The sequence below is a fragment of the Helicobacter valdiviensis genome (assembly GCF_003245365.1).
Lineage (GTDB): Bacteria > Campylobacterota > Campylobacteria > Campylobacterales > Helicobacteraceae > Helicobacter_D > Helicobacter_D valdiviensis.
In genome coordinates this window covers 22270-33676 of sequence record NZ_NBIU01000024.1, presented here as the reverse complement: position 1 = coordinate 33676, position 11407 = coordinate 22270, and the positions used below count along the sequence as shown (strand labels likewise).

The window sequence follows — 11407 nt, the reverse complement described above, 5'->3', positions numbered from 1 at the left end:
TAAAAGATATTAATGCTTCTATGTTAGATAAACAACAAGTAGTCTTAATAAAACCAGCAGAAGAAGAAAAAGAAACACTAGATGAAGAAAAAGGAGTGTTAAACCAAAGAACTTGTGTAGTGAGTGAAAACTTTAAGACGAATAATCCTTGTATGGCTCAAAGAATATAGAAGAAATTCGTATTCAAGACAGATAATAATAGATTAAAGGATTTTTACAAGAGGCACAACCCATAAAGGTTGCTAACCTCTTGAAAAACCCTTTAAAACTCTTATTCTATGCCGTAACTACTAGAATTTATTTTTAATTCCTGTAACCTTAACTTATAAAATTTTAATAATTTCATTGATAATCTCTTGCCATTGCGAGAGTTAGTAGAACTCGTGGCAATCTCTTTTAAAGATTTTAAAGCTTTTTAAAAAACTCAAATATTCTATTGTTTTACCTTTAGGTTGTTTTTTAGACTGCCACGCAAGTTGTTTCACTGCTCGCAGTGACATTTCACTTTTTTATTATTTTAATAATAAAGTTGTTTTGTTTCGCTCAATATAATAATAAATTTTGTAATAAAAATTTTTAAACTAATCTTTTTATGCTATAGTTGCAACGCTTTAAGCTTTGTTTTTATTGTCTTTTAGAAGATGTAAAAAGGAGCTAGTATGGAATTAATAATTTTATTTATAATTTCTTTAATAGTTCTTGTTCTAGTCTCAAAGAAAAACTAGAACAAACACTTATAAAACCAATAAGATTCTAGTTAATACCTGCTTAACTTAGATAAAGCATTTTAAAAAATTCTTCTAAAGGCAAAGAGCGAAGCTCCCCGCAAGCGTAGCGTAGTGGGACGGGGCTTCAGGTGGGTGCAGGGAGTGGAACTCCCGCTCGCGTAATGAGGAATTCACAACCCCAGCGAAGTTAAAATAAGCAGGTTAGAATCTTTTCTTTTTGCCTTTTTATAAAACTTGTAATATCTTTTAATCCTTGTTTGTTTATTATAACTTTAGACTACCACATTTATGCTCTACTCTTTAAACAGCTTGCACTTATAAAATATTTTCATATAATTAGCGAATATGCCCCATAAATTCCTCTCTTGTGCGAGGATCACTTTTAAAAATTCCCCTCACTGCACTTGTAATCAGTGTTCCCTTTTGCTGCTTTACACCACGCATCATCATACACAAATGCTGTGCTTCTACCACTACCATAACCCCTTTTGGATTTAAAACTTCCATAAGTGTTTTTGCAATTTGAGTTGTCATATTCTCTTGAATTTGTAAGCGTTTTGAAAAAACCTCCACCAAACGCACAAGAGCAGAAATCCCAACTATTTTCTTATCCGGGATATAACCAATAGAGACTTTTCCATAAAATGGCAATAGATGATGCTCACACATTGAATAAAACTCCACATCTTTTAGCACAACCATTTCATCACTTGCACCCTCATTAAAGGTAGTGCCTAAGATTTCACTTGGATTCACACTATATCCACTAAAAATCTCTTTAAAACTCTCCATTAATCTTTTAGGCGTTTGAGCTAATCCCTCACGCGAACTATCCTCGCCGATAAATTCCAAAATCTCTTTAAAATTTTGCTCTATTTTCTCTTCCATTTATCTACTCATCAAAGCGCGGATTCTATTTTCAATACTTGGATGCGTGCTAAAAATCTCTTTTGCACTAAAAATATATAAAGCACTACGCGTTGGGTTATTATCCACCAAAGAATAATCAGATTGCCTATAATTATTAGAAATTTTTTGTAAAGCGTTAATCATAGGCTTGCTATCCCCCATTAAGTAAGAAGCACCAGAATCTGCCATATATTCCCTACTCCTGCTTAAAAACATCTGCAAAACTATGGTTAAAAGCGGTAAAACAAATTGCAAAACTAGCAAAATCATTCTAGCGTTCCTTGCACCACCCTCCCTTCTAGAATCCATAAAAAACATCACACCATAATTTGCCACTAAAAGCATAATATTGCTTAAAATACCCACCATTAAAGTAAGGCGAATATCACCATGTCTTATGTGGCTTAGCTCATGAGCCATTACTGCTTTAGTTTCTTCATAAGTTAAATTTTGCACCAAAGCCGAAGTTAAAGCAATTAGTGAATTTTCCTTGCTCCAACCGCTAGCAAATGCGTTCATATAGGGAGCTTCCATCAAATAAAGCTTGGGAGTAAAGTCAATTCTAGCTTCTCTTACAAGCTCTTTTAACATACAAGACAAATCTCTTTCTTGTTTGGTTTTGGGATTATCAATATCAATCTCTTTATATTCTGTGCCACCAAGTAAAATCCCCTTAAAATTATTAATACTATACCAAATAATTCCACAAGCTATCAGTGAAGATATCATTGTAATAATAGGCACTTCTTTAAAAGTTAGCAACATATAAAAACCATAACTCAAACTTGTCGCATTAATTCTTATAATATCCAAAAGCAATCCCACCAAAAGAAAAATAGCTATATAAATAACAATCACAATTTTAGTTTTTAACTGATTTTGAGCAATGATTTTATCAAACATTATTCTTCCTCCTTTAGATTGATTTCTTGATGCGCTAATTCTCTTAAAAAGTTTGTAGCATAAGCACCTTTTGGCAAAAAGAAATGAAACTCCCCTTGTGCTTCTTCTTCTTTATAACAATATTCTAAATTTTCCAAAAAAATCCATGCAAAACGCCTCTGCCCTACACTTTTAATTTTAATATCTGTAAAATTTTCTTCAATAATACTTGCCAATCCTTCCGCATTTTGCGCTTTAATTCCACTTAAAAGTCCTGTAGGCACAACATCCTTTTGCAAAAAACGCTCACTTTCTTTGAAAACATCTTCAATTTTAAAATTTTTTCCAAAAGGATAATGACACAAATAATCCCCTACAAACAGCTTGAAAAAATGTTTCTGTGCTTTTATTTGCTTATAAAAAGCATTATTTAAAAATCCTTGCACTCTCTCTTTTAAATCTACTTGAAATTTAGTTTTAAAATATTCTAAAAACACTTTTTCTATCTGCTTTTCTTCAAAGTCACATACCAACCTTGAAAGCTCAATTCTGCAAGAAAGCCATTGGTTAAAAAGATAGCTTTGATAACTGCTTATTAAAAATTGCTCCATCTTTTTAGAACGCAATCTTTTTTTACCTTCTACAATCTCTTTGCCTACTAAATAATTTTCTCCATCATTTCCAAAACGCTGATAACTAAAATAATTAGGCAATCCAAAAATTTGCACTTTTTTAATAAATTCTAAAATTTTTTGATGGTTAATGCTATCTAGCTTTTTAACGCGAATAAAAAAATGATTACCTTTTAAATGTCCCAACTTAATCTTGTTTTGATGATAAGTTTGGCTTAAAATTTTAATCTCTTCGTGTTTGAAATTTGCCAATTTTTCTTTATCTACTTTGTTTTTTGGAAGACTTATAAATTGCGAAGTAAGTGCATTTTTATCTTTTAAACCTGCATAGCCTATTTCTTTTTCTTTAATACCAAAAAATGTAGAAAAGATTTTTAACATAGAAAAAGTAGTAAGATTCTTTTTGCGAACCTGTAATATTAGATGTTCCCCTGCACCACTAAAAGAATAAAGTGGCTCTTCTCTCACAACAAAATCGCGAGGATTTTGCGAAAAATGAAAGAAGATAGGGGAATGCGTATAAGCAAAGGCACATTTAGCCTCTTTAGTTAGTGGCAACCACATCCTCCACCACAACATCCTCCACCGCCATGGGAATGCTCTTGATGATGCAATCCGCAACTTAGTTCTTTTTCTGTAGCCTCTCTAATCCCTAAAAGCTTCACATTAAAATGCAATGTTTTGCCTGCAAGCGGGTGATTATAATCCACAATCACAACTTCATCATTAAAACCTTTAACAATTACTTGCACACTTTCTCCATTTTCACCTTGACCAAACAATGTCATACCTTCTTGCAAATCAATCCCTACAAATTGATCGCGTGGAACTTCTTGAATATATTCTGAATTATACTCACCATAAGCATTGATAGGCTCCACAACCACTTCCTTACTCTGCCCTACTTCCATAGTTGCAACTGCTTCTTCTAAACCTTTGATAATCTCGCCACTACCCATAATAAATTCTAAAGGTTTTCCACCCACATTAGAATCCAAAATATTAGCATTATCCTTTTCTTTTACTTCATATTCAATACTAACTACTTGATTATTTGTTATCATTGATTTTACTCCTTAAATTAATTTAAAAGTTTTTTAGCTTCTTTAGCTTCTTTACTATCTGGATACAGTGCAATTAGCGTATCTATGAAATTTTTTGCATTTTCTGTCTGCCCTAGTGCCTGAAACGATTTTGCACTATTTAGCATTAAATTTGGCATATAGTCTGCTTTATCATAGCGTGTTGCACTTGTCTTGTAGTAAAAAATTGCATCTTCATATTGCTTATTTAAAAATGCAATTTCTCCCATAAGATAGTTACTTTTTGCAGGCTTGTAAAGTTTTTCAATAGTATATTTAAAATAAGGAGAGGCTTCATTGTGTTTGCCCTCTAAAAACAATTTTTCACCTTCTACATAAGCCTTAGCAGGTTCCATTTTAGCTATTTTAGCTTCTAAATCTTCTTTCTTATTTTGTTCTTGCTTAGCTACTTGTTTAGTTGTATTTTTAGCCTCTTTTAGAGTTTCTAATTCTGCTTTAATATTTGCAATTTCTTCTTTTAACTGCTGATTATTCTTTTCTACCAAAGCCCCCAAAGCTAAAATGCTTTCTTTCATTTTATCTAAATTCTCATTTTGCAATGCAAAATTACTATCTACATGCTCTGTTACTTTAGAAATGGTTGCATTACTTTCATTAAAGACTTGATCAACGCGAATAGAATTTTCTTGCGTCCTTTTCATCTGTCCTTCAAAAATACTTTTTAAACCCTCTTGCGATTCCTCTAAAGTTTTAAGACGCGTTGAGAGATTAAAAAGTCTTTCCTCTATAATTTGATCTTTACTCTTTAGAGGCTCACTACCACCTGCATTAAATGCAGAAGGTTCAAGCCCAAGAGCAAAGCTAGATAAAATCAAGAAACTTAGTGATTTTTTCAAAGCTCATACTCCTCAATCTAATTAAGGCAATAATTTAAAAGTAACTTTTCTATTTTCTGCCCAGCACTCTTTTGTTTTAGCACTACAAGTTGGCTTACTCTCTCCATAGCTTACTAAAACCATTTTTGCTTCTGCTACACCTTGTTGCACCAACGCATCTTTAACTGCAGAAGCTCTTTTTAAACCAAGTGCATAGTTATACTCATCTGTTCCCCATTCATCTGTATTTCCCTCTACTCTTACATTTAGAGAACCCATTGTCATAGAATTAAAGATTTCAGCATCTGCAGAAATTGCACCTTGCATATCAGGACGAATACTAAATTTATCAAAATCAAAGTAAATATTTTGCACATATCCTTCAATATATTGCATTCTCTCTTCAATATTTACAAAATTATCTCTATTAGCATTAAAACCGCTTGTAGAATAAGTAGGCTCTTGTGTTGTGCTACCAGATGTTTCTACACTGCTTTTTTGACTACAACCTGTGATTAATAAAGCCGCTACTAATGAACCTAAAACTAAAACTTTTTTCATTCATTTCTCCCTTTTTATTAAGATTACGCATTATAACACATTTTCTTTGCAAGTTTTGCTTAAATTAAACAAAACTTACCAATCCATTGATTGAATAATTCCTTCTTGTAATGGAAATAAAAAAGTTTTATTATAATTTAGCCTAATTATTCCTAATGCACTTTGATTATTTTGATGTTTTAAATACATAATACTTTCTCCATCGTTGGAAAACCTAGGCAACTGATTTACGCCATTAGCCGTTAATCTGCGAATAAAGTTACTTTTTGAAGAAACTAAATAAAGATTGAAAGTATTACGCCCAAATTCCTCGCTACTTTCACGGCTAGAATACACAATATATTCTCCATAAGCATTTGCTGCATTATTGTTTCTTCCATGGTATACCATTTGCTCTACTGCCCCCATTCCTTCTCCAGCCACAGAAACACTAAAAATATTTGGATAACCTAATCTATCTGAAATAAACATGATTTTTTGTTCATTATCAATAAAATTACCACTTACATCAATGCCTCTATATTTAGTAATTTGCTGAAAACTATTTTTAGCAATATCATATAAAAACACATCAGCCTGATCATTTGGCGCCATTGTTACAATAAGTTTATTAGAATCTGCACTCACATCTGAAACCACAAGCATTCCATTACTATTAAACATTTGAGTTGTTTGACCCGTTTTCATATCATATTTAAATAAAGTAGGTTTATCTAAATATTTTGTATAGTAGATTGCACTTTGCTCTTTATTAGCCCATTTTGGAAAAATATTTAATCCACCTTCCACCAAAGTCTGCTTGAAAGTAAGCGTATAATCTGAATAAATAATTTTACTCTCTCCTGGCTTTGTATAATACGCTAAAACTACCATTTTGCTAAGCCAATCTACCTTAGGTGCTTTGATATAATCATTAATTTCAACTGCAATTCTATGTGCAATAAAAGGATAAGTCTTGGCATCTTTTGTGCTATATTCTTTATTTAATACCATTTTAGACAAATTAATATCATAAAGTAACACTTTTACTACCAATCCTTCTTGTGCCTCTTGTGTATTAACTCTAAGAAGTAAATTAGTCCCCTCACTTCTTAAAGCATCAAATTGAATAGCTTCCTCTTCCAAAACTGTTTTTTGTGCTTCTTGCACACTAAAATGCCCTGTTACTTTTAAATCTGCTGCTAACATTCTACTAAGTTTTGGAGAAAGTTCACCACCCCCATCTATCGTCTGAATAAGAACTGTTGGAACATCGCCTACTTGCTTTACCACCTCTAAAGTTGCATCCACTTTAGCAAAAAGAGTTCCTATACATATCCATACTACTATCAATAGCTTTTTCATTTTACTCCTTAGTCTTAAAGGTTACTTCAATATTTGTAAAACTTCCACCTTCATATTTTGGAAATTGTGTGTTTAGCATTATATCTAAAAACTCCTGCAATACTCTATCAAAGTCTGCATTGTTGGAATATTTTTTAATTCTATAGGTAAATTTTCCTAAATTACTAATCTGCACAATCACCAAAGCCTCATAGCTTCCTTTGAGGTTTGCTGGATTCCAATTATTAGACAAAATCTCTTGCACTTTTGCATAAAACTCGTTATATTCGCCTTTTGGAGTATTAAAACTCATTGTTTTTTGCATTTGCAAATCTGACATAATTTGTTCTAGCTCATTTTTTAAAGTATCTTCTTGTGTGGTTTTGGGTGCTTTTTTCTTTTTTGCTACTATATCATTAATACTCTGTTCTTTTTTAACTTCTTCTTTTAGGGGTTGCTTAGTTTCTACTTGCGAAAAAAGCTTATTAACCCCTAAGCCAACATTAGGAGTTCTTGAGGCACTCTCTTTAGCAAGTGGGATTTTTTCTACCTTTTTTTCTTGATTTTTTGGTTTAGAAGCATTTTTATTCTCCTTTTTGACTTCAAGCAGAGAAATATTAAAAGTCGTTTCTTGAAAATTTGTATAAGCCTTAGGTTCTTTTTGTGTTTGCAAAAACTGTAAATACAAAAAAGCCATAATTAATCCATAGCTTAAAAATGCGCTTAATCCGCTTAGAAAAAATAAAGTATTCTTAGGCATCTGTTACTAATGAAACTCTTAAAAATCCAGCTTCTTTTGCCACTTTTAAGATATAGATTACATCATCATATTTTAGATTTTTATCTGCTCTAATATAAACTTGAGTATTTTTATCAAAACCATTAGAAAAATTCATAAAAGCATCTGCAAAATTCCTAAAATCATAACTATCCTCTTTTAAATAAATCTTGCGTTTTGCATCTATACGGATTTCTATTTTAGAATCTTGTGTAATTTTTGATGTTTTGGAACCTTGAGGCAATGTAATTTCTTCTTGATACACAATAACTGGTGCTGTTACCATCAAGATTGCCAAAAGCACCAACATAATATCCACCAAAGGAGTAATATTGAGTTCTGGATTTTCATCCCATTTTATATAACTCATTTTCCCTACTCCATTGTAGTAGTTTTGCTATTGTTTGGACTAAGCAAGATATTAATTTGAGCTTGTAAATAAGTATTTAATTCAAATACTTTTCTTTTAAGTATTAAATTAAAAGAATATGCAGGAATTGCAGTTAGAATACCAACGGCTGTTGCCACCAACGCTTTAGAAATCACAGGAGCAATTACATCAAGTGTAGCCTTAGAATTCATACCTAACTTTGAAAAAGCCTCTAAAATCTCTATAACTGTCCCAAACAAGCCAATAAAAGGAGCTGTTGAAGCTACAATAGCCAAAAAAGATAAGCCTACTGTTGCATCCTTAATAGCTTGATCCATTGAATATTGCAACATAGATTGCGTAATCTTTTTATCTACTTTTCTTAAGTTGATACTTAAAGCAGAACTTGCCATTAAAGAATTTTTGCCCATAAGCAAAGACTCCACCGCTTCTTTTTCGTTAGAAATAATAGAAGAAAGCCTAAAATAGCGGTATAAAAATACCCATACTACACAAATAAAATATAAAGAAAGCCACGCTAGAACCCCTAGCGTAACAAATCCTATATCATTAAAAAAAGTCAAACTCACAAAATACTCTTTGCAGCATTTTCAATACGAGAAATTACCATTGAAGAAGCCATACGATTATCAGTTGATTCTTCAAGCAGTTTTTTAGCATTTTGGATAGCTTGAGCGATTTCTCCCTCATTTTCTCCATTGATAGCTACTGCACCTTCTGCTAAAACATCTACACTTTTTTCATCAACTTTAGCATGTCCCCAATTAATAGCAACCATCTCTGTTGTTAAATCTTCTTTTTGTATTTCAATAACACCTGTATTTAAAACGCTAACAACTCCAATATGTCCTGGAAGAACTCCAAATTCTCCCTCGCTTCCTGGTAGTGTTACGCTTTTTACATCACCTGAGAAGATTTCTCCCTCGGGTGTTACAATATTTAATTTTAAAGTTTCCACTAAAAACTCCTTATGCTTTAGCTTTTAGCTTCTCCGCTTTCTCAAGAACTTCATTAATGTTCCCAACCATATAGAAAGCATTCTCTGGAATATGATCGTATTTACCCTCTAAAATTCCCTTAAAGCCTTCTAATGTTTCTTGTAAAGTTACATACTTACCTGGACTTCCTGTAAATACTTCTGCAACAAAGAATGGTTGTGATAGGAATTTTTCAATCTTTCTAGCTCTTTCAACTACTTTTTTATCCTCTTCACTAAGCTCATCCATACCTAAAATTGCAATAATATCTTGCAAATCTTTATATTTTTGCAATACTTGTTGCACACTTGTAGCCACTCTGTAATGTTCTTCCCCTACTACTTGAGGATCTAGAATTCTTGAAGTAGAATCAAGTGGATCTACTGCTGGATAAATACCTTTTTCTGCAATCTTTCTATTAAGAACTGTTGTTGCATCAAGATGCGCAAAAACAGAGGCAGGAGCTGGGTCGGTCAAGTCATCTGCAGGAACATATACAGCTTGAACTGATGTAATAGAACCTTTTTTAGTAGATGTAATCCTCTCTTGAAGTTTTCCCATCTCACTTGCTAGAGTTGGCTGATAACCAACAGCTGAAGGAATTCTTCCAAGAAGTGCTGACATCTCCGCACCTGATTGAGCATATCTAAAGATATTATCAATAAACATTAATACATCTAAGCCCTTTTCATCTCTAAAATATTCTGCCATAGTCAAACCAGTAAAGGCAATTCTATTTCTCGCACCTGGTGGCTCATTCATTTGTCCATAGCACAAGGCAACTTTATCCAAAACACCCGATTCTTTCATCTCATGATAAAGATCGTTTCCTTCTCTTGTTCTCTCACCAACACCAGCAAAAACAGAGTAACCGCTATGCTTAAAAGCAACATTGTGGATAAGCTCCATAATAACAACTGTTTTACCAACACCTGCACCACCAAATAAACCTACTTTACCACCTTTAGAATAAGGAGCAAGTAAATCTACTACTTTAATACCTGTTTCAAACATTTCTGTTTTTGTGCTTTGGTTTTCAAATGTAGGTGCAGAACGATGAATAGACCATTTTTCTGGATTTTTTAACTCTTCTCCACCATCAATAACATCACCTGTTACATTAAAGATTCTTCCCAAAACCTGCTCGCCTACTGGAACACTAATAGGATTTCCTCTTGCTACTACTTCTTGTCCGCGGATTAAACCTTCTGTCATATCCATAGCAATTGCACGCACCCTGTTATCACCAATATGTGCTGCTACTTCTAAAACAAGCTTTCTTGAATCTCCCTCAATAGAAAATTCAACATCTAATGCTTCGTTGATCGCAGGTAGATAAGCATCAAAATCCACATCTACCACAGGACCCATAACCTGAATAATCTTACCTGTCATTTTCTTTTACTCCTTATTTCATTGACTCAACGCCAGTATTAATTTCTACCAACTCTGTTGTAATCGCCTCTTGTCTAGCTTTATTATAAGCCACCGTCAAGCTTCTTGCTAATTCTCCTGCATTATTTGTAGCTGCATCCATAGCTTGCATCCTCGCACTGTGCTCTGCTGCCAAAGAATCAATCAAAGCATAATACATACTAAATTCTACATATTTTGCCGCTAATTGATCAAATACAAAATCTTCTTGATCGTTAGGCTCTACTTCTAAAACCGAAGAATATTCACCAGTTTGCTCCATTCCCTCAATAGGTAGAATTTGTGCTACTTTCATCTCTTGAGCTATCATATTTTTAAAGCCATTATGTACCATAATTACCTTAGAAGTCTTACCACTAAGATAATCTGCTACTGCTTTATTTATAAATTCTGCCGCTTTTTCATAATTTGGCACAGCACTAAGTCCTACCGCACTATCTAATATTTCAATTTCGTTAAACTTATAATACTCAATAGCTTTTTTACCAATAACACGAAGTCTAACCTTCATATTCTGATTTTTATAATCTGCAATTAGCCTATTAACTTCTTTGATTGTATTGATATTAAATCCACCGCATAAACCTTTATCTGCAGTAACCAAAATAATATCTACAATCCCTGTATTAGCACTAGCAGTAAAATATGCACTTTGATGAAATTCTTGATTGCTAGAAACTTTTTGCTTAATCTCTGCTAGAACCTCTGCAATCTTATTAGCATATTTTTTAGAGCGTCTAGCCATTTCATCAGCTTTTTTAAGCTTAGATGTAGAAACTAGCTTCATCGCTCTTGTTGTCTTTTGAGTATTTAGAACGCTTGAAATCTGCTTTCTAATATCCTTAAGATTGTTTCCCATTACAACTTCCTATTT

Annotated in this window: 13 protein-coding genes; all 13 read right to left on the bottom strand. The window is 32.9% G+C overall.

Translation table 11 applies throughout. From position 1 onward, the window contains the following. Window positions 1-1064 precede the first annotated feature (1064 nt). Window positions 1065-1604, bottom strand: coding sequence for a GTP cyclohydrolase I FolE (gene folE, locus B6S12_RS07925; protein WP_181451009.1), 540 nt, complete (start codon window positions 1602-1604; stop codon window positions 1065-1067). 12 nt (window positions 1605-1616) lie between these two features. After that, a complete protein-coding gene (gene htpX, locus B6S12_RS07920) occupies window positions 1617-2540 on the bottom strand; it encodes a zinc metalloprotease HtpX (protein WP_111230260.1) in 924 nt (307 codons plus the stop codon). After that, on the bottom strand, window positions 2540-3709 hold the full coding sequence (truD, locus tag B6S12_RS07915; protein ID WP_245892614.1) for a tRNA pseudouridine(13) synthase TruD: 1170 nt from the start codon (window positions 3707-3709) through the stop codon (window positions 2540-2542). The genes htpX and truD overlap by 1 nt, the downstream gene beginning before the upstream one ends. Next, complete coding sequence (locus tag B6S12_RS07910; protein WP_111230258.1) at window positions 3700-4215, bottom strand: FKBP-type peptidyl-prolyl cis-trans isomerase; 516 nt, start codon at window positions 4213-4215, stop codon at window positions 3700-3702. Before B6S12_RS07910 ends, truD begins: the two co-directional genes overlap by 10 nt. Before the next feature lie 17 nt (window positions 4216-4232). Next, the gene (locus B6S12_RS07905) at window positions 4233-5090 is read right to left on the bottom strand and encodes a tetratricopeptide repeat protein (RefSeq protein ID WP_111230257.1); all 858 of its coding nucleotides are present in this window, start codon (window positions 5088-5090) and stop codon (window positions 4233-4235) included. Window positions 5091-5111: 21 nt separating this feature from the next. After that, entirely contained in the window at window positions 5112-5630 is a 519-nt protein-coding gene (locus tag B6S12_RS07900; protein ID WP_111230256.1) for an OmpA family protein, read from the bottom strand. 75 nt (window positions 5631-5705) lie between these two features. Continuing rightward, window positions 5706-6974 carry a Tol-Pal system protein TolB gene (tolB, locus tag B6S12_RS07895; RefSeq protein ID WP_111230255.1) on the bottom strand — a complete coding sequence of 423 codons (1269 nt, stop codon included), beginning with the start codon at window positions 6972-6974 and terminating at the stop codon, window positions 5706-5708. A 1-nt stretch (window position 6975) separates the two neighbouring features. After that, window positions 6976-7650, bottom strand: a complete 675-nt coding sequence (locus B6S12_RS07890; RefSeq protein WP_245892613.1) for an energy transducer TonB — start codon at window positions 7648-7650, stop codon at window positions 6976-6978. Window positions 7651-7705: 55 nt separating this feature from the next. Beyond that, the gene (locus B6S12_RS07885; protein WP_111230253.1) at window positions 7706-8101 is read right to left on the bottom strand and encodes an ExbD/TolR family protein; all 396 of its coding nucleotides are present in this window, start codon (window positions 8099-8101) and stop codon (window positions 7706-7708) included. Between the two features lie 5 nt (window positions 8102-8106). Further along, window positions 8107-8691, bottom strand: a complete 585-nt coding sequence (locus B6S12_RS07880; RefSeq protein WP_111230252.1) for a MotA/TolQ/ExbB proton channel family protein — start codon at window positions 8689-8691, stop codon at window positions 8107-8109. Next, window positions 8688-9080, bottom strand: coding sequence for an ATP synthase F1 subunit epsilon (gene atpC, locus B6S12_RS07875; RefSeq protein WP_111230251.1), 393 nt, complete (start codon window positions 9078-9080; stop codon window positions 8688-8690). Before atpC ends, B6S12_RS07880 begins: the two co-directional genes overlap by 4 nt. A gap of 10 nt (window positions 9081-9090) precedes the next feature. After that, entirely contained in the window at window positions 9091-10494 is a 1404-nt protein-coding gene (gene atpD / locus B6S12_RS07870; protein WP_111230250.1) for a F0F1 ATP synthase subunit beta, read from the bottom strand. Between the two features lie 13 nt (window positions 10495-10507). Beyond that, a complete protein-coding gene (atpG, locus tag B6S12_RS07865; protein ID WP_111230249.1) occupies window positions 10508-11392 on the bottom strand; it encodes an ATP synthase F1 subunit gamma in 885 nt (294 codons plus the stop codon). Window positions 11393-11407: the final 15 nt, after the last annotated feature.

Coding starts and splice junctions, on each gene's coding strand:
- B6S12_RS07885 (WP_111230253.1), bottom strand. CDS start 8,101: ATGAGTTATATAAAATGGGATGAAAATCCAGAACTCAATATTACTCCT.
- tolB (WP_111230255.1), bottom strand. CDS start 6,974: ATGAAAAAGCTATTGATAGTAGTATGGATATGTATAGGAACTCTTTTT.
- atpG (WP_111230249.1), bottom strand. CDS start 11,392: ATGGGAAACAATCTTAAGGATATTAGAAAGCAGATTTCAAGCGTTCTA.
- B6S12_RS07910 (WP_111230258.1), bottom strand. CDS start 4,215: ATGATAACAAATAATCAAGTAGTTAGTATTGAATATGAAGTAAAAGAA.
- htpX (WP_111230260.1), bottom strand. CDS start 2,540: ATGTTTGATAAAATCATTGCTCAAAATCAGTTAAAAACTAAAATTGTG.
- B6S12_RS07900 (WP_111230256.1), bottom strand. CDS start 5,630: ATGAAAAAAGTTTTAGTTTTAGGTTCATTAGTAGCGGCTTTATTAATC.
- atpD (WP_111230250.1), bottom strand. CDS start 10,494: ATGACAGGTAAGATTATTCAGGTTATGGGTCCTGTGGTAGATGTGGAT.
- B6S12_RS07890 (WP_245892613.1), bottom strand. CDS start 7,650: ATGGCTTTTTTGTATTTACAGTTTTTGCAAACACAAAAAGAACCTAAG.